Here is a 25547-nt window from a genome sequence, read left to right as displayed (position 1 = left end):
AGCGCGCTAAATAAAGCGCTAACTGCGTTAGTAATTTTTCATGTACGACTGCATGGATGCAAGAGGTAGAGCAATGCAGGAGCAATTGCCGAGAACAACTACATGTCAAAATCTCTGCCTTGTTATCACTGTATTTTTCTGTCGCTATAAATGGTCAGTAACTTAAAACGATTAGTATAATCCGTGTTTCATAAAGCGGTCATAAATTCAGGTTGTAATGAATACACTCTCTCTTAATAAGGGTGTTAATTATGACTTTAGCTATCCAATCTCACACCACGAATGATGCAATCCACACTGATACTGTGGTCAGTTACCTTCAAAAGCTGATCCAATTTAAATCTGTTACGCCACAGCAAGCCGGGGCAATAGACTGGTTAGCAAAGCAGTTAACAGACCTTGGCTTTAACTGTGAACAGTTTACCTTTAATAATGTTACTAACTTAATAGCTAAAGTAAGCTTTGGTGATGGGCCACGCTATGCTTTTTCGGGGCATATTGATGTGGTCCCCGCATTTGGAGGAGCGTGGCGAGCAGAACCATTTTCAGGTGATATTATTGATGGCGCGATTTATGGCCGAGGCGCTGCTGATATGAAAGGGGGCGTTGCCGCCATGTTATGTGCCAGTCGTGCATTACTGGCTAACGTAGCTGCAAAAAAAGGTACTTTTTACTGGTTGATCACCTCTGATGAAGAAGGGGAAGCGGAATATGGTTCACTACTGATTGCCGAGCGTTTAGCGCAACAGGGCATCCAACTTGACGGCTGCATTGTCGGCGAGCCAACCAGTCATTTGCATGTTGGTGATACAATCAAAAATGGCCGTCGAGGTGCACTGTCTGCGCGGTTAGTGATCAACGGCAAAGCAGGGCATGTTGCTTATCCAGAAAACACCATCAATGCAGCTCATCTTAGTGCAGAAGTAATCAAGCGCTTGACTAGCATAACTTGGCAGCGTGACGAGCCAAGTTCACATACGAGCTTGCAAATAACCGGGATTAATATTGCTAATGTTGTCGATAACATGGTGCCAGCACGATGTGAAATGACATTTAATATTCGTTATAGCCATGGTTATAAAAGCAGTGATATAAAAAATGAGATTCAATTCGCGTTAGACGATTTACAAGCTTTGCTGAGTGTGGAATGGGAGCGTCCGTGTGAGCCTTTTTATACGAGTCATCAAACGCGTCGCTGTTTATTGACTCAAGTTGAACAAGCTATTTTTAATGTGACAGGCAGTTATCCTTTATTAAGTACCAGTGGCGGAACTTCTGATGGGCGGTTTTTTGCCAATGATTACACCCAAGTGATTGAATGCGGGGTACGAAATAATACCATCCACCAAGTTAACGAGCATGTGCCTATTAATGACTTACTAAAAATTGAGAAAATATATACACAGCTTTTAGAGCAGGTATTTAGCCGTATCAGCTGACTATAACGCAAGGCCATCATTAAACTGTTCATTATAAACAGACAATTTCTGACAATGTCCGACAAGCGCTGAGAGATGTCTCGTAAAGGATATGCTAACATTTTTTCAGTAAATTTCGCTATTCGAAATAAAATACTTAGTAATTGATTAATAAAAAATTATTAAAGTAATAACAGCGTTTAGTGCGGTTTTTAGCGTTGATAAAATTAAACATTATGGAGATTGTTATGAGCACCAGTAATAAAGGATTTAGTATTGCACTGTTGTTTGGTGTGGCAGCTGCTTTAAGTGGATGTGGTGAAAGCACGGATGAATTAGATGATAAATTAACCCATCAAGCAAATATGTCTTTCATAAATTCATTGGATTATATGGCTGACTTTCATGTCAAAAAAAGGAGTATTAGCACCGGCTACAGTGGTTTATTCGATAGTGATAATATCGCTGCGGGCGATGTAGAGGCGAATGCTGTGGGTAGTCGCTATAACTACAGTTATAAAGCAATCAATAACATGATTAACTTGGGAGTTAAAGATAGTATCAATGCGAATAAAGAGGAACGCATAAATACAACCTTGAGTAATAACGACGATTTATGGGTAATTGCTTGGCAATCTTCAGGTAAGCGGGCTTTGTCTGTCATTGATAAAAAACAAAACAATACTGCAGATGTATTTAATGTGCGTTTATTTGCCAACGGCGAGTATGATGTGTCAATTGATGATAAAAAAGTATTAACTACAAAAAAGGGCAGTGTCACAGCGTTCTTAGCGGTGAGTAATTGTGCTAATGGCCTAAAAGTTGCCAATCAGGCTATCGATTTATGTGCGGGTAATTTTGGCGCTTCATATTTATTAGTTGTCGATAGTAATGGTAAACGAGTAATGGCTGAAGAATAACTTTAGATTAAAACTCCTCTGGTTAGTGTGAAATAGTTGCTGAGATAGATGTATTATCCACAGTTCAAGTCTCTCAAAGGCGCTACTCCCATGTTGGAGATATAGCGCCATATCCACCTAGAACTACCACGCACTAACTACAAATAAGTAGCCTTTGGAACGGATAGTCTTAATTTTTATTGGGTTACGCGCATTATCACCGAGCTTCTTGCGTAACTGGCTAATATGATTATCAACACCACGTTCAATTCCATCATAGTGATAACCTTTTATTTTTTCAACAATGTCACTACGTGACAGAATAACTCCTGCATTTTTAGCAAGCAGTAGCAGTACGTCATATTCGCCGTCTGTGAGCTGGATATGTTGCGTTGCTAAAGAGACAGTTCGGTTGTGCGTATTAATGATTAATTGCCCAAACGTTATAGACTCTTTCGTTTGTGGCTTTATGGCGAGTGGATCTGTGGGATGTCCACGTCTTAAAAAAGCTTTAATTTTTGCCAGTAGTAAGCGAGGTTTCACCGGCTTTAATAAATAATCGTCGGCACCAATTTCAAGCCCTACAACCTGATCAATTTCTTCTTCTCGTGCAGTAAACATCAAAATATAGCCGCTGTATGACTGCCTTACTTCGCGGCATACCGTTAAGCCATCCTTGTTCGGTAACATAACGTCAAGCAGCACCAGAGCTGGCTGCCACTGAAGAATACGGGAGACCGCATGCTCGCCATTTGATTCTATTTCAACCTGATAGCCTTCAATCGTTAAATACTCTTGAATTGACTCAGCAAGCGGTAAATCATCTTCTACCACTAAAATCTTTGTTTTCATTTCTTGTTCTCTATGTGGATTATCGATGTGTGCGTTTGGCTGGCCAATTTAGTATGAAACATGCACCACCTAAGCTGGATGGCTCAACACTCGCGGTTCCTTCATGCCAGCCTAAAATTTGTTTAACGATTGCAAGGCCTAGTCCGGTTCCACCGACTTGCAAATTACGACTTTGATCTTCTCGATAGAATGGTTCAAATACCTTCTCAGCACAGGGTAAAGGAATACCATCACCGTTATCAGCAACACAAATCAGCCAGCCTTTTGCGGTTTGTTCATAGCTTACTTGAATATGGTTTCTTCCATACGCTATGGCATTGCGCATTAAATTACTTAATGCACGGCTCATATAAAACTTATCAATCATTGCATGGCAAGCGCCTTGTTCAAGTAAAACAATCTCAGTATCAGGGTTGGCTTCTTGCCAACAGATTAACTCTTGTTTTATCCAATGATTAAGTTCAACGGTTGCAAATGTAAGAGTGGGTATTTCGCGCTCAAATCGAGCATGTGTAAGCATTTCTGACACTAATGAATTTAGTTCATTCAAAGATAATTCAATCCGCTCTAGTTGCCCTAGTTGATAGTCATTGGTTGTACTATTTCTAAGTAATTCAACATTGAATTCAATGCGTGCGATGGGAGTTCGCAATTCATGTGATACAGCATTGATCAGAGTTTTATGAGAAGAGATAAGGCGTTGTATTTTTTCGGCCATGGTATTAAACGTTTTGGACAAGTGGTTTAGATGGCTAAAACGAATTAGCTTAGCGCGAGCATCAAATTTACCTTGTCCAAGTAATATCGCCACTTTATTGAGCGATAACATAGAGCGCCAGCCAGGAATTAACCATATTATAATTGGTATAAGCAGAAAAAAGCCGAATATAAAATAAAAGATACTTAACATGTACACCACTTTGCCCTTTAGTTGAGGGCTAAAAGGGCCAAGTACAATTACTTTATCGCTATTTTTGATGCGCTGTACGGCAATGTCGGCGGGATAGCCAATAAAATCAGAATCCGCAGTTGATATGGTCACAATAGCTCCTGTTTTTAATTGGGCTATTTGTTGCTCTGTGTAAGTTAACTCACTCAATGTCATCAGTGCAACGGGATATGTAAAATCATCACTGAGCGAATCAATTATCGACGGCCAGCTCTGCTGTGGGTGTTGCATCAGCATATTATTCAGTAGGTAAAAAGAGCCCATCATCCAACGTTGCGCTTCGTTGATCAGATGCTTAGGAACCGTATTGGGTTTTACAATTACTAATAGCTGTTCGTCATCTATTTTTCGATATGCTAAATCTGTTTGCGGATCACCCCAAATTTTATCCTCTGCGAGCCAAGATTGTTGCTCACTTGAAAAATCACTTTGTTGATAGTCTTGTAAAGTAAGTTCAAAGCCAAAATTAGCTTGTATGTTTTGTAAGTAGGCCATTCTCTGGTGTTTAGGTATGGATTGTAATTGTTGTGCAAGAAGATCCGTAGAGCCTGATGTTAAAAACTCTAAAGCCCATTTTTCAGTAGGGTACCTGACGTTACTTTCAAAATGAGGTATCACCAATAATTGAATGCTAACTACCGAAAAAATAATGATAAAAGATAAAAATAGCAGGGACCTTTTCATAGCTGTTCTGTCAACAATTTGTGTACAACCACTTTATCATATCTGCACATAAAAACTACTTTTGATAGCATACAGCGAACGCAAATTCACGTTACGGATCAAAAGTAGGTTTAGTAAATAAGCTAGATGGCTGGTCGTCCTTATTTTATACACCTTTGCGTTCTTAGTTCTTTCCTAAATATCTTTTTGCTTTGCCTTCTTTTACTTTTTCAAGATCAACAAGCACTAAGCCATCAATACAATTATTGAAATCAGGATCAACACTAAAACTTAAAAACTGTACGCCGCCAGGCTCACATAGTTCGGTGTATTGTTTAAATAAAGTGGGTACTTGGGCACCCATGTTTGCGAGCACATGTTTGAGCTCAACAAAGTCTTCTTTGACATCATCACCGCTAAATAGATTTGCGCACTGTATGAGTTGCTGCTCTGTGAGTTTGAACTCATTATTAGGTGTAGCTATAACCTGCTTAGCGCCGTAATAATGCTGATAATAATGAACTAACATGGCTTTGGCTGGTTCTGGCAACGCGTTAGAGACACTGACTGCGCCATAGAGGTAGCGATACTGAGGATAATTTTTCACAAACGCGCCAATCCCATACCATAAATAATCAAGACTTTTACGACCCCAGTATTTAGGTTGTACAAAGCTGCGACCCAGTTCAATACCTGCAGCAAAGTAAGGAGTCATTGCATCACTGTAAGAAAATAAGCTATCAGTATATAAACCTTTGCGGCCGTGTTTATCAATAATAGCTTGAGCACAAGCAAGTCGGTATGCGCCAACCAATTCAAGTTGTGAGCCGTCCCATAAAACCAAGTGCTGATAATCCATATCGTACTTATCAATATCACGACGCTTACCACTGCCTTCACCAACAGTGCGAAACGAAATCTCTCGTAACCGGCCAAGCTCTCTGAAAATCGCTGAGCTGCCTTGATATTGATAAAGGTATATCTGCATGCCGTCTTGAGTTGTGCCTAATAGCTCACACTGTTCGATGGCTTTTTTTAGTTCCTTGCGGCATTCTGAGGAGGCGATGGGTGCTTGTGTTTTAAGCGGTAAGGTTTTCTTTGAGGTAAGTGCATAAAGCTGCTTACGGATCAGATTGACTACTTCTTTGTCTTTAAGGTTTTCAATTAAATAAGACTCTGGAGGTATCGATGCGCCAATTTCAAACTCTAATGATTTTTGTCGTTGTTTAAACATTTCTTTAACCAGTAATAAACTCGCTAAAGGCTTGTAAATCATCGATGTGCCATAAAAAAGTGGGCTATTTTTGGCTTTAATAAAAATCGGTAAAATTGGCGCATTGGCTTTTTTTGCGATCCGTAAAAAACCACTATTCCACTTGCAATCTTTAATTCCGGTAGGGCTTAAACGCGACACTTCACCTGCTGGGAAAATGAGAATGGCCCCAGCTTCTTTAAGGTGCTGGTGGATATTATTGAGTTCTTGCTTTTTACTGTCACCCGATAAATTATCGACCGGCAGTAATAATGAGTGCATTGGCGTAACTGACATTAACATGCGATTGGCAACGACCTTTAAATCCTTACGAACACTTGATAATACTTTAATTAATGCCAGTGCATCTAAAGAGCCAATAGGGTGGTTAGCAACAATAACTAACTTACCCTCACTAGGAATATTCTCAATCTGCTTTGGCTTGTAGCGAGTATCAAAATCTAGTTCATCCAACACTTGCTCAACAAACTCAATGCCTTGTAAGTGCGGGTAGGCATCACCAAATGCAACAAATTCTTGTTCGTGAAGCAAATAACCTAACCCTTTTTTAACTAAACTTTTTACTTTAGGTGAGTTTTCTAATTGTGGTAGATTTGCTGCGATTACTTTATCAACACTGATCATAATTACCTCGTTTGCATATGGTGATCAATATATCGCCAGAGTAAAAGCTTGCCATGACAATTAGGTTGCAGTTGTGTGACTTTTTAAAGAGCCGAGCAGTAATTCGATTAGATTAAATGTTTTAACAAAGGTTATACTCTTTGCAAATCAACAACTCTATAGGCATAACATGAGCGTACTCGTTGCGATTAGTGGACGTGATTGCAGTAAAATTATTACTGCGTTAGCGACTAAATTACCAGGTGTAAAAATTTCACAGTGGCCAGACTGTGATAACTTAGAGGATGTTGAATTTGTGCTTGCTTGGCTGGCACCTGCAGATATGTGGGCACAACTACCGAATTTAAAAGTAGTTTCTTCATTTGGCGCAGGGGTCGATAGCATTGATTTAAACTTACTCCCTGACAATGTCATTGTGACACGCATCGTTGATGAAAATTTAGCTCATGATATGGCAGAGTATGTGCTTACCCATATTTTAGCGCATAAGTTAAGGCTTAAAGACTATGTGATTAAGCAACAACAACGACAATGGCTGCCAAAACGCGCTTATAGTCATAATCATGTTGTGATTTTAGGTTTTGGTGAGTTAGGACAAAGCTGCGCTAAACGTTTACTGGCTAATAATTTTACCGTAAGTGCATTTTCACAAAGCCCTAAAAATATACCCGAAGTAAATTGTATTCATCAAGTAAGTGAATTACCAAGTTTGTTAGCACAGGCTGATTATCTCGTGTGTTTATTACCACTAACCACGCAAACGAAGGGCTTTATTAATCGCAACTTATTAATGCAGCTACCAAGTCATGCCGTGCTCATCAATGTAGCGCGAGGCCAGCACGTCGTTGCAGACGATTTACTTTGGGCATTAGATAATCAAATTATAAGAGGAGCAACATTGGATGTTTTTGCACAAGAGCCATTAGCTGCAGAGCATCCTTTTTGGCATCATTCAGCGGTTACAATGACTCCCCATTGCGCGGCATTGTCTGATCTGGAAACTGTAACGCAGCAGATTGCTAATAATGTACAACGTATGAAAACAGGCCTTAAATTAAATAATCAGGTTGATAGAACAAAAGGTTATTAAAAGTTCAGCGACAATAGTGCAGTACATCTTGTTAACATCTGTAATTTTAGTTAGTCTAGGTAATTCAAAAAACACTAACAATAATAATAAGGTGTACAATGAAACAGCATCAAACAGGCGTTAAATTTAGTATTATCGTTATTTCAGTGGTCTTAATGGGTGTGTCTGCATGGTTTAATCAAGCTAATGCAAGTGAACAAGCCCCCGTTTTACAAAGCCAAACAGAATAAATAGAACCAACAATTGATATCGAAGCCGGGTTAGCGTTTACTATGACGCTCCCGGTTCTCACTCTTCTTCTCATCACTTTTTTTAATTAACACATAGCTTGCACCACTGCCACCATGATGCCTAAGTGCACTATGAAAGGCTAATACGCAGTCAATTTCTTGTAGCCATTTATTGGTATAACTTTTTAACACCCCAGGGGTCTTTTTGTTTTTGATACCAGTGCCGTGGCGGATCACTACCACACGAATATTACTTTTTTGGCAATCAGTTATAAATTCAAATAAGGCTTGGCGTGCGTTTTTTAGTGTTTGGCCATGTAAGTCAAGTGTCGCATCAAGCTGATACTTAGCTAATCGAAGATTTTTAAATACAGCATCTTGCACTCCCGCATTTTTATAACTCAATAGTGCATTAGGCTCTAATAGCTCGACTAATTCACTACGTAGATAACTTTCATCGATGTTTAAATTTAATTCTGCGGCTTTGCGTTTTTGTTGCTGGGCTAAAGAGGGGCCAGTTAAGTGTTGTGATGGTTCGATCGTATCGTGATCTAGGCGAGCAACGTCTTCCATAGACGTTAAAAATAAATCAGAGTCAGTTAAAGGCATAGTGATACCCAAAGTAGCATAATACGCCGATGATTTTAACTTAGTTCATTTTGCTGCCCAAGTTCTATTCGCGCAAAAAAATACCCTACCGAGCAAAGCCCGGTAGGGTACATAAAATTATCTAGGGAGAGATATTAATTTTGCGGCACATTTAATTGCCCAAAGGTATAAACCTTGAACAAGTAAAACGTGTTTATCAACACTAAACTCATGTTTGAAATAACACTCGACGACATTAAATCCAAGCTAAATGACAAAAACAGTAAAGCACAGGCGCTGATCGCCGCTACACGCAGTATTGTTAATTGATTGATAAAAAACGCCCCTAATCCTAGGGCTAACAGGATAATATTTAAAAGCCAATCTAGCTCGTTTAGCATGGTTGTATCGTTGTTCAAGTGTTGAAAAAAGGAGCGCCATTATGTTGATATTTTGCGCACCTTTCAACCAAGTAATTTTATATTTTCAGATTAGTTTTTTTAATCCAAAATTAATTTTTGTAATGCAGAAAAAAAGCCGGCTTGTTCGGTTACTCGATATTTTTGACAAGTATCTGGTTGCTTATTGTTTTGACATAAATAAAGGCTATTACGCGCTAAATCGGCATTTGGCTGCAAATTTGAGTCAAATAACATGGCGCCATAACCAAACAGTCCCGGCCAATATACACTTTGCGTTACTAATCCTAATTTTTCATAGGTTAATAACTGTGGTTTGGGGATAACTAAAATAGCAAACACAATAACACCCGCTACAATAATGCCTGTGCGGCTTTTTTTTGTTTCAGTTAATTCACTACTAGCAGTTTGTGTTTGTGCTTGCGTGACGTTTGCCTGAGCAGGCGCTTTTCGCTTGTTAGTTGGTGCCGTTGGTTTTTTTCGTTGAGGCGTTTTTCCTAGCAAGGATTGTTTTTTTATATTATTTGACATAAAGCAAATCTGGCCTTTTAAGCAGAGCTCTCTATAATGAGATTATTAAATTAGAAAAGTTATTAAGCATAATAACTTAAACCTAGTTCATAACCTACGGGGATCAACAATGAATACGCAGCTTTCAATTTTAATAGTGGATGATGTGGGAACAGTGCGCAGCTTTCTCCATCAAACATTAATGCACTTAGGTATTGAAAATGTTAGAGAAGCGTCGACAGCTGCGCAATGTATAAGTGCTTGCCAAGCGGCCGATTATAATATTATTTTTTTAGATATTGAGTTGCCAGACGGTGATGGTAAAGAGATTATCGCGCAGATCAATGAAATAAACCCACAAACTAATGTCGTTATGGTATCGGCTCACTCAACGGTTGAGAATGTTAAAGATGCAATCGATAAAGGGGCTAAAGGATTTGTGGTAAAACCATTTACACCGAAGAAAATAGCGGCAATGTTGAAAAAGTTTTATCCAGAATTAGACGTTGTTTAACGCAACAACAGTGTTTAAATAATTTTAAGCGTTAAATGATAGATATAAAAAAACCGGTCAAGACCGGTTTTTTATATTCTAGCAAAAACAAATTATAGCGCTTTGATCTTAGCTGCTATGCGGCTCTTATGACGAGCTGCTTTGTTTTTGTGAATTAGACCTTTAGTTGCATAACGGTCTAAAATAGGTGTAGCAACTGCGAAAGCTTGCTGTGCAGCTTCCTTGTCGCCCGCTTCAATAGCAACAACTACTTTTTTGAAGTATGTACGCATCATTGAACGACGGCTTGCGTTATGCTGACGGTTTTTTTCGCTAGTGATAGCGCGTTTTTTTGCAGACTTGATGTTAGCCAAGGTTTGCTCCTAACAATCTTAAAATAAGCTTAATTTAAAGGCCGTGGAATATGCCTTTTTTAATCGTGAATGTCAATAAAAATTTGACATACCAAGAAAAACTGCTCCTATATAACGAACATCAATTTGCCGCTCTAGCACAGTTAATACCGCTATTGTAACAAAGGCGGTGAGTTCAGCCTAGTGCTTTAGAGCGATTTATAAAAAAGACTGTGGCATAATTGGTTTTATCGTTGGTTTTAAAGCAGGTTTAGTGTGGCAAAAGGATTATTTCGTTCCGGTATGATTGTAAGTGCAATGACAATGATATCGCGTGTTTTAGGATTAGTGCGAGATGCTGTTGTCGCAAATTTACTTGGCGCAGGTGCTGCCGCCGACGTTTTTTTATTCGCTAATCGTATTCCCAACTTTTTGCGCCGCTTATTTGCTGAAGGGGCATTTGCGCAAGCATTTGTGCCAGTTTTGTCGGAAATCAAACAGCAACAAGGAGACGACAAAGTCAGGCTGTTTGTTGCTCAAGCCGCTGGCACACTTGGTACTATTTTACTGGTTGTAACTATTATCGGTGTAATTGCATCGCCAATTATTGCAGCACTATTTGGTACTGGGTGGTTTATTGAGTGGTGGCAAGGTGGCCCAGACGGTGAAAAATTTGTATTAGCCAGTAGCTTACTTAAGCTAACGTTCCCCTATTTATTTTTTGTAAGTCTTGTTGCACTAAGTGGCGCGGTGATGAATGTTTATAATCGTTTTGCTGTTGCGGCCTTTACGCCAGTGCTGTTGAATATTTCGATTATTGCCTGTGCAATCTTATTACACGATAAATTCTCGGTTGGTGCTTATTCGCTAGCTATTGGTGTGTTTGTCGGTGGAGTGGTGCAGTTATTGTTTCAATTGCCGTTTCTGTACCGAGCGAAAATGCTCAGTAAACCACGTTGGGCCTGGCAGGACGAAAATGTAAAAAAAGTCCGTAAGTTAATGTTACCGGCGTTGTTTGGGGTATCTATTAGTCAAATTAATCTACTGCTTGATACCATGATAGCGTCATTGCTAATGACAGGGTCAATTGCTTGGTTATATTATTCTGACCGCCTAATCGAATTTCCACTGGGGTTATTTGGCATTGGCATCGCGACGGTTATTTTACCTGCGCTATCTAAATTACATAGCAGCGAAAAAAGCAGCGATTTTCAGCACACCTTAGACTGGGGAGTGCGGTTTGTGATCTTTTTAGGCTTACCTGCGATGATTGGTTTGATGATCATTAGCCCGTTAATCATCTCTGTATTATTTGATCATGGCGCGTTTAGTCAAGGTGATGTCGATCATGTTCAGGCCGTGAGTTTAGGGGTGATGGCTTACTCTGTTGGGCTTGTCAGTTTTATGTTGATCAAAGTTTTAGCGCCGGGATTTTATGCACGTCAAGACACTAAAACTCCGGTGCGTATTGGCATTATTACGCTGGTGTTGAACATGGTCTTTAATATTATGTTAGCACCATTTATAGGTTACTTAGGATTGGCGCTTGCGACTTCAATGTCGGCCAGTTGTAATGCGTACCTGCTTTATCGTCAATTAAGCAAAGAGCAGGTTTATCAGTTTTCGCGTTTTAGTTTATTGTTTACCTGCAAATGTTTGCTCGCCGCCTTATTGATGGGGGCTGTAGTTTGGTACGCTGCGACACAGTTTTTATGGCGTCAGTGGCATTTTAGTGAGCAAGTTGTTTTATTGATAGGTTTACTCGCTCTGGCAGGGGGGGTGTACTTTTTAGTGTTGTTTTTACTCGGGGTAAGACTAAATACCATAAAAAACGTTGTTAGTGCTCAATCAGACTAAAAAAATCAACTGAAACTCGCATCTTGAAGTGGTTTGGGTATAATCGGTGATTCTGTAACCCAAGTGAAATTTTACTCGGTACATAACGCTTACAAAGGCATTAGGTGGCATGGAGTTAATTAGAGGTATCCACAATATTCGCACACAGCATTATGGTTGTGTGTTGACCATTGGTAATTTTGATGGTGTGCACTTAGGTCATGGTGAAGTACTCAATGGATTACTCAATGACGCTAAAAAATATAACTTACCGAGTACGGTAATGTTATTTGAGCCTCAGCCACAAGAGTTTTTTGCCAGAGATAATGCGCCAGCTCGATTAACGCGGTTACGCGACAAGCTAGGTTTGTTAGCAAAGTTAGGCGTTGAACGGGTAATTTGTATTAGTTTTAATCAGCAATTTGCCAATATGGAAGCAGAGCAATTTGTAACAGAGATACTGATCAACAAGTTGGGTGTCAAAGCGCTAACCGTAGGTGATGATTTTCGCTTTGGTAAAAGACGTCAAGGTGACTTTAATTTACTAAAAAAAATGGGCCTCGCGGCTCATATGGATGTAAAAAGCACCGCGAGTTTTCGGCAATTAAATGCTAGAGTAAGCAGCACCTTGATCCGCCAAGCATTAGCTGAAGGTCAGTTAGCGCAAGCCAAAGCGATGCTAGGTCATGATTACGCAATATCAGGGCGAGTGATCCATGGCTGGAAACGCGGTCGTGAATTAGGATTTAGGACTGCAAATATTGCGTTAAAGCGGCAAGTATGCCCTGTAAATGGGGTGTTTGCGGTACAAGTAACGTTAAACGATAAAACAGTGTATGGGGTTGCAAATATTGGCAACAAACCCACATTTAATGGAACACGCGCATTATTAGAAGTTCATCTGTTCGACTTTGCGCAAGATATTTATGGACAGTTTATGCACGTGGAGTTAATTAAAAAGCTTCGCGATGAGAAAAAATTCGAGACATTAACACAATTGACGGCACAAATAGCAACTGATGTTGCTGCCGCTAAACAGTGTTTTGGTTTAAATTAGGTAGCCGATACGGAAACTAGGATTAATGAGCGACTACAAGCATACTTTGAATTTACCGGAAACGACGTTTCCAATGCGCGGCAATTTGGCACAACGTGAGCCAAAAATGCTTAAGACATGGTATGAAGACGACCTGTACGGTCAAATTCGCAACGCTAAGAAAGGTAAAAAAACCTTTATTTTGCATGACGGCCCTCCGTATGCGAACGGCGATATCCATTTAGGTCATTCAGTAAATAAAATTCTAAAAGATATTATTGTTAAATCAAAAACCTTATCTGATTTTGATGCGCCTTACGTACCTGGTTGGGATTGCCATGGTCTACCGATTGAATTAATGGTAGAGAAAAAAGTGGGTAAGCCAGGCGTGAAAGTCACGGCTGCAGAATTCCGTGAGAAATGTCGTGAATACGCTAAAAAACAAGTTGAAGGCCAAAAAGTTGATTTTAAACGTTTAGGCGTATTTGCTGATTGGGATAAGCCTTACTTAACCATGAATTTTGACTTCGAAGCAAACGCAATTCGTGTGCTTGGACGTATCATCGAAAAAGGCCATTTACACAAAGGCGCAAAGCCTGTGCATTGGTGTACTGATTGTGGTTCTGCTTTGGCCGAGGCTGAGGTTGAATATCAAGATAAGCAATCACCAGCGATTGATGTGCGTTTTGAGTTTGTTGATCAAGCAGCCGTTGTTAGTGCCTTTGATTTAAAAGCCGATCATGAAGGTAAAGGTACAGTCAGTACAGTGATCTGGACAACTACACCATGGACACTGCCAGCTAACCGTGCGGTTGCCGTACATGCTGAACTAGAATATGCCTTAGTGCAAGTTGATGATGAAGGCGCGCAGCAGCGTTTGATTATAGGGTCAGAGCTAGTTAAAGATGCAATGGATCGCTACGGCTTTAAGCACTTTCACGTATTAGGTTATGTAACGGGTTCAGCACTTGAAAATTTACAAGTGGCGCATCCATTTTATGATTTTAATGTACCAGTGATTGTGGCCGATCATGTTACTACTGATTCTGGTACGGGTATCGTGCATACAGCACCTGGCCACGGTCAAGAAGATTTCGTGGCAGGTCTACAATACGGCTTAGAGGTGGCTAACCCGGTTGGTGCAAATGGTGTTTATTTACCTGACACTGAGCTTTTTGCAGGTCAACATGTATTCAAAGCCAATGCGAGTGTAGTTGATGTGCTGACTGAGCGTAATGCGCTTATGCATCACCATGCCTTAACGCACAGTTACCCGCATTGCTGGCGTCATAAAACGCCAATTATTTTCCGTGCAACGCCGCAGTGGTTCATTAGTATGGATCAAGCTAATTTGCGCCAAGATTCATTAAAAGAGATTAAAAACACTCAGTGGTTGCCAGAATGGGGCGAAAGCCGCATAGCAAACATGGTTGAAGGTCGCCCAGATTGGTGTATTTCACGTCAACGTACCTGGGGTGTTCCAATTGCACTGTTTGTTGATAAAGACACCGGTGCTCTTCATCCTGATACTCAAGCTTTGATTGAAAAAGCAGCCCTGCTGGTTGAAAAATCAGGTATTCAAGCATGGTACGACTTAGAGCCTGCAACTTTACTTGGTGAAGCTGATGCTCAGCAATACATGAAAGTGCAAGATACATTAGATGTATGGTTTGATTCTGGTGTAACGCACGCCTGTGTGGTTGATGCTCGCGAAGATTTAGTTGGTCCAGCTGATTTATACTTAGAAGGCTCAGATCAACACCGCGGTTGGTTTATGTCATCAATGATGACGTCAGTGGCAATTAATGGTCATGCACCATATCGTCAAGTGCTAACTCACGGTTTCACTGTGGATGAAAACGGCCGTAAGATGTCAAAATCGCTAGGTAACGTTATTTCACCACAGAATGTGATGAATAAACTCGGTGCAGATATTTTACGCTTGTGGGTTGCTTCAACTGATTACACTGCAGAAATGACCGTATCAGATGAAATCTTCAACCGTTCTGCGGATCGCTACCGTCGTATTCGTAACACTAGCCGTTACTTACTCGCTAACTTAAGTGGTTTTGATCCTAAAACTGACCAAGTAGCTATTGATGACATGGTTGAACTTGATCGTTGGATTGTTGGCCGTGCGGCGCAATTACAAGATGAAATTTTGGCGGCTTACGAAAGTTACCAAATGCTCCAAGTAACGCAAAAGCTAATGAATTTCTGTACTGGTGAGCTTGGTTCATTCTATTTAGATGTGATCAAAGACCGTCAATACACAGCGAAAAGTGATAGTCATGCCCGTCGTTCATGTCAAACAGCTCTATATCATATTGCCGAAGCTATGACTCGCTGGATGGCGCCAATCATGAGCTTTACCGCACAAGAGATTTGGCAAGCACTGCCAGGTGAACGTGACCAATATGTGTTTACTTCAGTTTGGTATGATGGCTTAAAAGCGGTTGGCGAAGGCCAGTTTAGTAATGACGATTGGTTAACGATTCTTACTGTGCGTGATGAAGTAAACCGTGTGTTAGAAGGTGCACGTAAAGAAGACGTGATCGGTGCGACACTCCAAGCTAATGTGAATATTTTTGCCAATGCAGAGCTTGCAGCTAAATTAGCAGCTTTGGGTGATGAGCTTCGCTTTGTATTCTTAACATCTAACGTTACTGTTACAGCTGTTGATACACAACCAGATGCAACTCAAACAACTGAAATTGAAGGCTTATACATCAGCGTATCAGCTACCGATGCACAAAAGTGCGAACGTTGTTGGCATTACTGTGATGATGTAGGTGCAAATCCTGCGCATCCAGAAATTTGTGGTCGTTGTGTTAGCAACGTAGATGGCGAAGGCGAAACACGCCAATTCGCATAGGAGTAGGAAGTGAGCAAACTAGCCCAAAAAAGTGGTTTAGTGTGGCTTTGGTTAAGTTTGCTACTTTTAGTAGCAGACTTTGCCAGTAAAACACTGGTTGTTAAAACCATGAATTTACGCGAATCAATTGATATATTGCCATTTTTCAATTTAACCTATGTGCATAACTATGGCGCAGCTTTTAGTTTTTTAAGTGAAGCGGGTGGTTGGCAACGTTGGTTTTTAAGCGTTATTGCTATTTCAATCAGCGTATTATTGATCTGGTGGCTAAAACGTTTACCTGCCACTAATAAAATTTTATGCAGTGCTTACTCGTTAGTATTAGCGGGCGCAATTGGCAATTTATATGACCGTATCAGCCATGGTTATGTGATTGACTTTTTACACTTTTATTATGAAAGCTGGAATTTTCCTGCGTTCAATATTGCCGACAGTGCGATTTGTATTGGTGCCGCATTATTATTATTTGATGCCTTTACTGGCGAAAGTCCTAAGGAGCAAAAAGCATGAGCCAAGCAGTTATAGGTGAAAAATCAGAGGTTATTTTTCATTTCTCAATTAAGCTATCGGATGGCTCTGCGGCAGATTCAACCAAAGTGCATAATAAGCCTGCAAAATTAACGATGGGTGATGGTAGTCTAACGGCTAACTTTGAAAAATGCTTATTTGGTTTAGCGTCTGGTGACAGCAAGTCATTTGAACTTGAGCCAGAAGATGCTTTTGGTCAACCAAACCCAGATAATATTTACTATGTAGACCGTAGTAAGTTTGGCCCAGAAACGCCGGCAAAAATTGGCTCTATTATTGCGTTTACTCAACCTGATGGTACCGAATTACCAGGAGTTGTTCGTGAAGTGCAGGGTGAGTCTGTGACCATCGATTTTAATCATCCGCTTGCAGGTCAACGTTTAACTTTTGAAGTTGATATTTTAGAGGTGAACGGGTAATGGAAATTTTATTGGCAAATCCGCGCGGTTTTTGTGCGGGAGTCGACCGTGCGATTAGTATCGTTGAACGTGCGTTAGATATCTTTGAAAAACCGATCTATGTGCGCCATGAAGTTGTCCATAACCGCTACGTGGTAGATGGTTTGAAAAGACGTGGTGCGGTGTTTGTTGAAGAATTGGATCAAGTGCCAGACGACAGCATTGTTATTTTTAGTGCCCATGGCGTGTCACAAGCTGTACGCAGTGAAGCTAAGCGTCGAGATTTAAAAGTATTTGATGCAACATGTCCATTGGTCACTAAAGTGCATATGGAAGTGACCCGCGCTAGTCGTAAAGGTATCGAGTGTATTTTAATTGGTCATCATGGTCACCCTGAAGTTGAAGGCACCATGGGGCAATACGATAACGCTAAAGGTGGTATTTATTTAGTTGAAACGCCTGAAGATGTTGCCAAACTAAACGTGAAAAATCCAAATAACTTATTTTATTGTAGCCAAACTACATTATCGGTAGATGATACCGCAGATGTTATAGATGGCTTAAGAAGTAAGTTTCCAGCGATTGATGGCCCACGTAAAGACGATATTTGTTACGCCACACAAAATCGCCAAGATGCGGTACGTGACTTAGCTGATAAAGTAGATGTGTTATTAGTTGTTGGTGCTAAAAATAGCTCAAATTCAAATCGGTTACGTGAACTTGCTGATAAAATGGGTACTGTTGCTTACTTAATTGATGACGCCAGTAATGTTGAAGATCAATGGTTTGCTAATGTCAATGCGGTTGGTGTTACCGCGGGTGCATCAGCCCCTGAAGTGCTTGTACAACAAGTGATTAACCGCCTTAAAGAATTAGGCGGTAAACAGGTTATTGAAAACCCTGGCGAAGTAGAGAATATCGTATTTGCTGTACCCGTTGAGCTACGCTAACCTTAGCGTACTGACAGGACATTATTAAGGAGCGCGCAATGAGCAAGTCGGTGCAAACCAATACTTTGCTTTTTGCGGCGCTGTTTAAAGAACGCGGCGTACTTGCTACTTTAGTCGTTGCGCAAGTTATCGCCACTATACTAGCTTTCGCTCCTGCAACTGCGGATGACATTTGGATCCGCCTCGGCGGGATCAGCCTGTTTTTACATCTCACATTTTTGTCTAGTCTAACTTGGCTTTACTTACTGCGTAAACCACTTGCAAACTTGGGTCAGCCTTGGCAATTAAGTGCTTTAATGGCTTCATTACTACTTACAACGGCGGTTTTCAGCGGATTGTTAGTGACCTATGGAGGCGACTTTATTGCACAACAACATACTTATCAGTTTATTTTAAGAAACTTATTAGTCGCTTTTTTAGTCACCGCATTATTTATTCAATTTTTAACTATTCATTTTGAAAAAGACCAGCAAACTAATGCGTTGGCTCGCGCAGAGCTAGATGCCTTACAGGCACGTATTCGTCCGCATTTTTTATACAACAGCCTCAATACCGCAGCGGAGCTTACTCATTATGATCCTCAAGCTGCAGAGCAAGCGATTTTAGCGCTCGCGGCATTATCTCAAGCGGCAATGCGAGTGGGGAAAGAGACTGCACTAAGTGATGAAATCGCACTGACTCAGCAATATATTGCGCTTGAAAGTTGGCGGTTTGCTGATCGTTTACAAGTCAACTGGCAATTACCGGAGCAATTGCCAGAGATAACTATTCCGTGCTTAACATTACAACCACTGCTAGAGAATGCTGTTTGTCACGGTGTTGAGCCTTCATTGACTGGTGCTATAATTTACGTCGAGTTACATATTAGTAAACGCTCGTTAGTCATTTTAGTTGAAAATCCAATCTCGTCGCAGCAGCAGAAACGCTCAGGTAATGGCATGGCGCTGAATAATATTCGCCAGCGGTTAGATCTTTATTATCAAGGTCATGCAAAGCTGACAATGACAACACGAGGTGATATTTTTCGGGTAAAGTTAGTACTGCCCCTGGCTATTAATAATGCCAAGGAGCAAGCATGAAGGTACTCATAGTTGATGATGAGCCACTAGCACGTGCTCGCTTACAGCGATTACTTGCTCATTACCCAGACTATAACCATGCAGCACAAGCAAGTAATGGCAACGAGGCTTTGCAACAAGTGAAGCTGCAGGCTCCTGATATTGTATTTCTGGATGTTGATATGCCTGCTATGAGCGGTTTAGAAGTTGCAACACAATTGAACAAGTTGTCTGTCCCTCCGGCTATTATTTTCGTCACCGCTCATCCTGAGCATGCCTTAGAAGCTTTGCAACTCAGTGCCGCGGGTTATTTAGTAAAACCTGTGACGGAGCAAAATCTAGCAAAAACAATAGATCAACTAGGTCGTTTAACACGCGCCCATCTACAAAAGCAACGTCCAGCGGCAATCAGTTATCAGCTTGCGGGGGTGACACGCAGTGTGGCATTAGAGGATGTTTGTTATATTATAGCTGAAGAGAAATACACGCGTTTAGTTTTTACTAACGGTGAGGCATTGCTTGATCAAAGCTTAAAACAACTCGAGCAGGATTATCCTACACAGTTATTACGAATTCACCGCAAGATAGTGATTAATCTGTCCCGGCTAATCGCTCTAAAAAAAGCTGAAGATGGCAGTCATGTGGTTTTATTAGAAGGTTGCAGTTGTTTATTACCAGTAAGTAGACGCGCTTATAAAACAGTAAAAGAGCATCTTTAAGCACATTAAATTTTGCAGCAAAAATGCATAGTTAACCATTCATCAACAAATATAACCGTTCATCCTAACCCATCTTGTATCTACATATTATTAGCATATCCTTATAATCAGGTAGTTTTATATTGGGTGTAATATGAGGTCCATCAAGCATACATCGCAACATGGTTTTACGTTAATAGAGGTTTTAATTGCGTTTGTGATTTTAAGCTTTGGCCTACTCGGTGCGGTCGCATTACAAGCAAAAGCAAAACAAGCCAGCTTCGACTCTATGCAACGAGCAGCAGCAGTTGCTTTAGGTAATGACATTATTCAACGGATACGAGCAAATGACCGAGTTGCGTCAATCACTCAGTATAATGGCACATTCACCAGTAACACAGCACTAGAACAGTCTCGAACATGTTACACCGATACATGTAGCTCAGCTCAAATAGCTGCTCTAGATCGTCAACAATGGATCCGTGCAATACAAGCCCGTGAAAATACTGGCGCGCTCGATGACGCCACTGTGTGTATAGAAAATACTGTAGCGGCAGGTAATGGTGGCAGAGGGTTTAATATTCAAGTCGTGGTAAGTTGGCGGGGACGTCAAGAGATCACTGCTAATGCTGAGACAAAAAAAATAACATGTGGCGAAGAAAGTAATACCCGCCGCGTTATGGTACTAAAAAGCTATGTTTATTCAAGGAGCTAGCATGAAGCAGCGAGGTTTCACTTTAGTCGAAATGATGATCGCACTTTTTATTGGTGGTTTAGTGCTCGGCGGAGTTATGTTTACTTACATAAGTATGAAAGTAACGACCAGAGATACTATGGTAATTGGTGAATTACAAGAAACGGGTCGTTTAGCATTAAATATTATGCAGCGCGATATAGAGCAAATCGGTTTTTGGGGGACATTCTACGAAGATTCATTTTCGAAAGAAAATACCACAACTCTAACCAACCCTACTGGTGATTGTTTTTCTGGACTTAATAACGGTAGTTTCCCCGTTAATAATGCAAATAGTAATTTTCGTTCGGTATTTGCACTTGAATCAACTGGAGGCGCGCAGTTGAACTGTATTACAGATTCAAACGATACAACAGATATCTTACAGGTGAAATTTCTAGAGGGTCTGCAAATTGATCCTGCTGATACCAGTTCAAGTAATTATTACTTTATAGCTGAGCAAGAGCGAGCTGAATTTCGCAAAGGCCCAATAGCTGCTGGGACTATAAACGGCAATGCAACGATTTGGCGTTATCGTCACCACGTTTATTACATTGATGAACAAACTTATCAAGTCAATGGACAAAATATCAATGTGCCGGTACTAATGCGACGCCGACTTAGCGCCAGAAAAGACCAAATGATTACTGAGACTATTATGGAAGGTGTTGAAAACATGCGTTTTTTATTTGGGCTAGATACAAATAATGACGGCCGTGTGGATGCTTATCGAAGCGTAGGAATGATGACAGCAACAGATTGGGAAAACCGCCGAGGAATATTAACCGTACAAGTTTTTATACTGGTGCGGTCATTACAAGAATATGCAGACTTAAATCAGCTCAATCAAACGTATACTTTAGGTGAGGATGCAGGTCAACGAGTGCTTAGGTTTAATGACAGGTTTCGTCGAGCTTTATTTACAACAACTATTCGCTTAAATAATGTGGGGGCTAACTTATGGCGTATTTAAAACCAGCTGCCAAACAGCAAGGAATTGTGTTGGTCGTTGCTTTGATTATGGTGGTCGCTGTCACTGGCATTGCGGTGACACTTATGAGCAGTAGTAGTGTAGATATAAAAATTACTAATGCTGCATTTGAGCGAGAAGAAGCTGAAAATTTATTAATGGGTAACGTACAACAATTGATTGCAGGTGAGGCTAACAAGGGCGGCACAAGTCATTTTCTATATACTCGAGCTCAAATACCAAATGGCACGCTTGAACTGCCTCAGATAGATGATACAACAAGTACGATGAGTAATTTAAATAATGGTGCACTAGACTTACCATGTCCTCGAAAGTTTAATTTTACAGCGGGAATTTCGTGCAATATGGTGCAGGTAAACAGTACCATTACGTTTGGCTCAAAAAGCAGACATACTATAACAGTAACATCAGGCATTGCTCAGGAAATGGCAAGCTTAAATACTGGCGGTTAAGTGAGTAAATATGATCAAGTTTAAAAAGTTAGTTATGAATATTTCACTTAGTATCGCGGTACTTTTAAGTATGCAATGCTATGCGGAAGATATTGAATTATATGTAAACCATAATGTAGAAATAGACGAAAGAGCGCGAGTTTTATTAATTTTTGATACCTCTGGCAGTATGGCGTTTTCATCCAAAACAGGTAAAGATTGTGGTCAATATAATAATGGTGGCTGGAAGGTATGTAATGACAGTCGACTTGGAGTGGCTAAAGATGCTATGACTGAGTTGATCACCGGCAACCCTGACATCGATTTTGGGCTTATGCGCTATAACAGTACTGATGGCGGTTATATATTGAATGGTATTGGTAGCTCACACAATGCTATAAAAGCATCAATAGATAACCTACCCGCCGATGGTGGTACTCCATTAGCTGAAACTCTTTGGGAAGCATATTTGTATATAACAGGGAAAGGTTTGCACTATGCGCTAAATCTCAGTGAGAGCAGTAGGGATACAAATGTTGAGAGTAAAGTCTATGCGGGAAGAGAGCAAGTTCGTAAATGTAACAACTGGGGGTGGAATTGTAGGTATGAATGGCAAGATAAATATAGTTATTCGTATATTTCACCTTTTGCAGATAGTGTAGAGGAAGCTAAGCGCTGTGATAACTCAGTAAATATAATTTATATGACGGACGGTGATCCATCTGCTGGAAGTGATAATAATAGTGACGGTGCGATAAGTGAAGCATATAAGTCATATTTCGGTCGTTATTTAAATAATAATGATTACATCTACAGTAACTACTTACATCAGTTAGCTAAAGTAATTCATGGTGTAGACGCGAATAAAAAGGCTAACATCGAAGAGGTCGTTGTTGATTTGTATCCTCAAACTCCCGATATTCACGAAACCGGCCGTGTATATACCGTGGGCTTTGGATCGGGGATGAGTAGCTCTGGTAAAAAACTACTAGAGGAAACCGCTACACTCGGTGGTGGTCAATACGAATATGCAGATACTGCAGAGCAATTAGCTGATGCATTTAAAAAATTCATCACCAATATCCGTGAAGTAAACGATACTTTTACTTCACCTTCCATAGCTAGTAATAATGTTGATCAAACTCGTAGTCGAGAATCTATATATTACGCTATGTTTTACCCTGAAACCGGCGCTCGCTGGCGTGGTAATTTGAAAAAATTAAAAGTGTCAGGAACTGAAATAGTTGATGCCAATTCGACCCCTGCACTGAACGACGATGGGTTGATTAAGTCAACCGCATCGACATTTTGGTTACCCGAGAACACTCCACCTGATGGTAATTCGGTAGAAAGTGGTGGTGTCAATTTACACCTTACCAATTTAGCAGAGCGAACTGTTTATACCGATTCCCCTAAAGGAGGATTGATTGAGTTTCAAAGCTCAACGTTGCAAACCGCATTCGGTAGTCTTGCTAAGGTTGCTACTAGCTTTGGCACAGATATCAATAGTGTTGGTTCAACTATTGAATGGGCTAGAGGGGTAGATGTTGATGATGAAGATAAAGATAGCTCTCGGCGTGATCAACGAAAAGATATATTTGGTGATCCATTACACTCAAAGCCAGTTACGATTGATTATGGTAGTGGTGACATTCGCATATTGATTGGTACTAATGCTGGTTTTCTGCATATGTTCCAAGATAAAGGTAAGGATGTTAGCGAAACATGGTCATTTATTCCAAGTAGTTTATATAAAATTTTAACTCCATTACGTAATAATCTAGCAGACACCAAAGTGTACGGTGTTGACGGCCCAATTACTGTATTTTTTGATGATGCTGATCGTGATGGTGTTGTTGAAGCTGGTGATCGCGTGTGGGCATTCTTCGGTATGCGACGTGGTGGTAACCAATATTATGCATTAGATATTACTAATCCAGATGTACCAAAATTAATGTGGACAATTCAAGGTGGCAGTGGAGTTTATAAAGAGTTAGCACAAACTTGGTCTGCTCCAACTGTGTCATATATTAAGGGAAAGAAAGAGCCAGTGTTAATTTTTGGTGCTGGTTTTGATACTAATAAAGACAATGTATCACTCAGTAATGATACGAAAGGGCGCGGTATATATATCGTCAATGCATCAGACGGTAGCTTGGTTTGGGAATTAACGCCTAAAACAGGCTTTAAAGGAAAACATAGTATTGCAGCAACAGTTTCGATACTTGATTCAGATTATGACGGTTTTATAGATCGCTTATATGCAACAGATACTGCGGGTAGTATTTGGCGTGTAGATATGCCAAGTGCAAACCCGACCGACAGTAAAAACCCTTGGACCCATTTCGAACTTGCTAAATTGGGGGGAGCAATTTCTAGTCAAGATAGGCGCTTTTTTTATAAGGCGACCGTAGCACGTACAATGTTTAGCAAGGTAACCAGTACCACAAGCAATAATCAAACAAGTATAATCCGCGAGGATACCCCATTTGACGCAATATTAATTGGTAGTGGTAATAGACCAAAGCCAACACTAACAACGGTACAAGATCAATTGTATATGATCCGTGATATTAATACTGTGACCATGTCATTTATAGGAGATGACATTCCTGAGACTATTACGCCTAGTGATTTAATGAATGTAAATAGTGATCCTTTTGCAAATGCGCTAGATGATATTGAGCAGTTTACAGAAGAGGAAGTGAAGCTTAGTAAAAAAAGCGGTTGGTATTATGATCTTCCTCGCAGTGGTGAAAAGTCGCTCGCAGCTGCAACTGTAGTTGGAGGAGTTGCTTATTTTACAAGTTTCACACCAGCTTCAGCAGATGCCACGATTAACCAATGTTCTTTAAGTGGAGGAAGTGGCGGTTTATATGCATTTCACTTGCACTACGGAAGCAAGGTATATAACCAATTGCGTTATGTCACGAGCAATGATGTACCAGATACACCGCAACTTTATTTTGGCACCTCAGAAGTTTGCGACAGTGATGGTAAAGCATGTAATGAACAAAGCCAGTTTTTATTACTAGGACCAGGAGTAAAGCAAACTAAAGCGACTGAAGATGAATTTAGTGCGAAAAACCCATTTATACCAAAAGAGATCCTAGGGCCAGGCATTACGTTTGATGAAGATGGCAAAATTAAGCTTGTGAGTGATGCGGTGCCCATTGGCTTTGGTTTTAAAACTCAACAAACCTTTATCTATAAGCGAGAGAATAATGACAACCAAAAATAACATGCAGCGAGGGTTTACATTAATTGAGCTCATGATCACTGTAGCAATATTAGGCATTATTGCCTCAATTGCTCTACCAAGCTATTTTGAACATGTTAAACGGACTGCTCGCACAGAAGCAATCACGTCATTACTTGATGCGGCTAATCGGCAAGAGCAGTTCTTTGTTGATAATCGAGAATATACAAATGATTTAGCAAATATTGGTGTAACGACACCAACTGAGCATGGTTTTTATACTATTGAGGTTGAAGTCGATAACGATGCAGGGACATTTAGCTTTACAGCAACTCCAGTTGCTGGTCCTCCATTAAAAGATGATGACTGTAAGACCTTTGTTATTGATGATGCAGGACTAAAAACCGCAACACCGAAAGCGAATTCTGCAATGTGCTGGGGTAAATAGTTTGT

Annotated in this window: 25 protein-coding genes; 18 read left to right on the top strand and 7 right to left on the bottom strand. The window is 40.4% G+C overall.

Features of this window, described 5'->3' with window-relative positions:
* Positions 1-251: 251 nt before the first annotated feature.
* Positions 252-1439 (top strand): succinyl-diaminopimelate desuccinylase, encoded by a 1188-nt coding sequence (gene dapE / locus H5180_RS20755; RefSeq protein ID WP_182758991.1) that lies wholly within the window; start codon positions 252-254, stop codon positions 1437-1439.
* Positions 1440-1666: 227 nt separating this feature from the next.
* Positions 1667-2338: a hypothetical protein gene (locus tag H5180_RS20750; RefSeq protein WP_145237303.1), complete on the top strand. Its 672-nt coding sequence runs from the start codon at positions 1667-1669 to the stop codon at positions 2336-2338.
* A 123-nt stretch (positions 2339-2461) separates the two neighbouring features.
* On the opposite strand, the gene H5180_RS20745 is transcribed toward H5180_RS20750, so the two are convergent.
* From H5180_RS20745 to H5180_RS20735, 3 genes are all read right to left on the bottom strand, one after another.
* Positions 2462-3169: a response regulator transcription factor gene (locus H5180_RS20745; RefSeq protein ID WP_145237300.1), complete on the bottom strand. Its 708-nt coding sequence runs from the start codon at positions 3167-3169 to the stop codon at positions 2462-2464.
* 19 nt (positions 3170-3188) lie between these two features.
* Positions 3189-4802: an ATP-binding protein gene (locus tag H5180_RS20740; RefSeq protein WP_145237297.1), complete on the bottom strand. Its 1614-nt coding sequence runs from the start codon at positions 4800-4802 to the stop codon at positions 3189-3191.
* Positions 4803-4965: 163 nt separating this feature from the next.
* Entirely contained in the window at positions 4966-6678 is a 1713-nt protein-coding gene (locus H5180_RS20735) for a lysophospholipid acyltransferase family protein (RefSeq protein WP_145237294.1), read from the bottom strand.
* 169 nt (positions 6679-6847) lie between these two features.
* Here H5180_RS20735 and H5180_RS20730 point away from each other — a divergent pair, with 169 nt between their 5' ends.
* Both H5180_RS20730 and H5180_RS23665 read left to right on the top strand, forming a co-directional pair.
* Positions 6848-7768: a glyoxylate/hydroxypyruvate reductase A gene (locus H5180_RS20730; protein ID WP_145237291.1), complete on the top strand. Its 921-nt coding sequence runs from the start codon at positions 6848-6850 to the stop codon at positions 7766-7768.
* 98 nt (positions 7769-7866) lie between these two features.
* Complete coding sequence (locus H5180_RS23665) at positions 7867-7998, top strand: hypothetical protein (RefSeq protein WP_257325490.1); 132 nt, start codon at positions 7867-7869, stop codon at positions 7996-7998.
* A gap of 30 nt (positions 7999-8028) precedes the next feature.
* On the opposite strand, the gene smrA is transcribed toward H5180_RS23665, so the two are convergent.
* The 3 genes from smrA to H5180_RS20715 form a co-directional block, all read right to left on the bottom strand.
* Positions 8029-8607 carry a DNA endonuclease SmrA gene (gene smrA / locus H5180_RS20725; protein WP_182758990.1) on the bottom strand — a complete coding sequence of 193 codons (579 nt, stop codon included), beginning with the start codon at positions 8605-8607 and terminating at the stop codon, positions 8029-8031.
* Positions 8608-8741: 134 nt separating this feature from the next.
* Positions 8742-8987 (bottom strand): hypothetical protein, encoded by a 246-nt coding sequence (locus H5180_RS20720; RefSeq protein WP_145237284.1) that lies wholly within the window; start codon positions 8985-8987, stop codon positions 8742-8744.
* Between the two features lie 99 nt (positions 8988-9086).
* The gene (locus tag H5180_RS20715) at positions 9087-9536 is read right to left on the bottom strand and encodes a hypothetical protein (protein WP_145237281.1); all 450 of its coding nucleotides are present in this window, start codon (positions 9534-9536) and stop codon (positions 9087-9089) included.
* Between the two features lie 109 nt (positions 9537-9645).
* Here H5180_RS20715 and H5180_RS20710 point away from each other — a divergent pair, with 109 nt between their 5' ends.
* A complete protein-coding gene (locus H5180_RS20710; protein ID WP_145237278.1) occupies positions 9646-10029 on the top strand; it encodes a response regulator in 384 nt (127 codons plus the stop codon).
* Positions 10030-10121: 92 nt separating this feature from the next.
* Here H5180_RS20710 and rpsT read toward each other — a convergent pair whose 3' ends face one another.
* Positions 10122-10382, bottom strand: coding sequence for a 30S ribosomal protein S20 (rpsT, locus tag H5180_RS20705; RefSeq protein ID WP_145237275.1), 261 nt, complete (start codon positions 10380-10382; stop codon positions 10122-10124).
* A 297-nt stretch (positions 10383-10679) separates the two neighbouring features.
* On the opposite strand from rpsT, the gene murJ reads away from it, so the two are divergent.
* The 13 genes from murJ to H5180_RS20640 all read left to right on the top strand — a co-directional run bounded on the left by murJ (position 10680) and on the right by H5180_RS20640 (position 25542).
* Positions 10680-12218 (top strand): murein biosynthesis integral membrane protein MurJ, encoded by a 1539-nt coding sequence (gene murJ / locus H5180_RS20700; protein WP_392352530.1) that lies wholly within the window; start codon positions 10680-10682, stop codon positions 12216-12218.
* A 109-nt stretch (positions 12219-12327) separates the two neighbouring features.
* Positions 12328-13254: a bifunctional riboflavin kinase/FAD synthetase gene (gene ribF, locus H5180_RS20695; RefSeq protein ID WP_182731094.1), complete on the top strand. Its 927-nt coding sequence runs from the start codon at positions 12328-12330 to the stop codon at positions 13252-13254.
* 25 nt (positions 13255-13279) lie between these two features.
* On the top strand, positions 13280-16108 hold the full coding sequence (gene ileS, locus H5180_RS20690) for an isoleucine--tRNA ligase (protein ID WP_145237269.1): 2829 nt from the start codon (positions 13280-13282) through the stop codon (positions 16106-16108).
* Positions 16109-16117: 9 nt separating this feature from the next.
* The gene (gene lspA, locus H5180_RS20685; RefSeq protein WP_145237265.1) at positions 16118-16618 is read left to right on the top strand and encodes a signal peptidase II; all 501 of its coding nucleotides are present in this window, start codon (positions 16118-16120) and stop codon (positions 16616-16618) included.
* A complete protein-coding gene (gene fkpB, locus H5180_RS20680; protein WP_145237262.1) occupies positions 16615-17055 on the top strand; it encodes an FKBP-type peptidyl-prolyl cis-trans isomerase in 441 nt (146 codons plus the stop codon). The genes lspA and fkpB overlap by 4 nt, the downstream gene beginning before the upstream one ends.
* Positions 17055-17984 (top strand): 4-hydroxy-3-methylbut-2-enyl diphosphate reductase, encoded by a 930-nt coding sequence (gene ispH / locus H5180_RS20675; protein ID WP_149980806.1) that lies wholly within the window; start codon positions 17055-17057, stop codon positions 17982-17984. Before fkpB ends, ispH begins: the two co-directional genes overlap by 1 nt.
* A gap of 38 nt (positions 17985-18022) precedes the next feature.
* Positions 18023-19063 carry a sensor histidine kinase gene (locus H5180_RS20670; protein ID WP_145237256.1) on the top strand — a complete coding sequence of 347 codons (1041 nt, stop codon included), beginning with the start codon at positions 18023-18025 and terminating at the stop codon, positions 19061-19063.
* On the top strand, positions 19060-19761 hold the full coding sequence (locus H5180_RS20665; protein ID WP_145237253.1) for a LytTR family DNA-binding domain-containing protein: 702 nt from the start codon (positions 19060-19062) through the stop codon (positions 19759-19761). Before H5180_RS20670 ends, H5180_RS20665 begins: the two co-directional genes overlap by 4 nt.
* 133 nt (positions 19762-19894) lie before the next feature.
* Positions 19895-20455, top strand: coding sequence for a type IV pilus modification protein PilV (gene pilV / locus H5180_RS20660; RefSeq protein WP_145237250.1), 561 nt, complete (start codon positions 19895-19897; stop codon positions 20453-20455).
* Position 20456: 1 nt separating this feature from the next.
* Entirely contained in the window at positions 20457-21446 is a 990-nt protein-coding gene (locus H5180_RS20655; protein ID WP_145237247.1) for a PilW family protein, read from the top strand.
* Positions 21434-21916: a pilus assembly protein PilX gene (locus tag H5180_RS20650; RefSeq protein WP_145237244.1), complete on the top strand. Its 483-nt coding sequence runs from the start codon at positions 21434-21436 to the stop codon at positions 21914-21916. Before H5180_RS20655 ends, H5180_RS20650 begins: the two co-directional genes overlap by 13 nt.
* A gap of 10 nt (positions 21917-21926) precedes the next feature.
* Positions 21927-25136 carry a pilus assembly protein gene (locus H5180_RS20645; protein WP_145237241.1) on the top strand — a complete coding sequence of 1070 codons (3210 nt, stop codon included), beginning with the start codon at positions 21927-21929 and terminating at the stop codon, positions 25134-25136.
* Complete coding sequence (locus H5180_RS20640) at positions 25120-25542, top strand: type IV pilin protein (protein ID WP_145237238.1); 423 nt, start codon at positions 25120-25122, stop codon at positions 25540-25542. Before H5180_RS20645 ends, H5180_RS20640 begins: the two co-directional genes overlap by 17 nt.
* Positions 25543-25547 lie beyond the last annotated feature (5 nt).

Source organism: Pseudoalteromonas sp. SR41-4, from assembly GCF_014163985.1.
GTDB lineage: Bacteria > Pseudomonadota > Gammaproteobacteria > Enterobacterales > Alteromonadaceae > Pseudoalteromonas > Pseudoalteromonas rhizosphaerae.
This window is presented reverse-complemented; position numbering and strand designations above follow the sequence as displayed.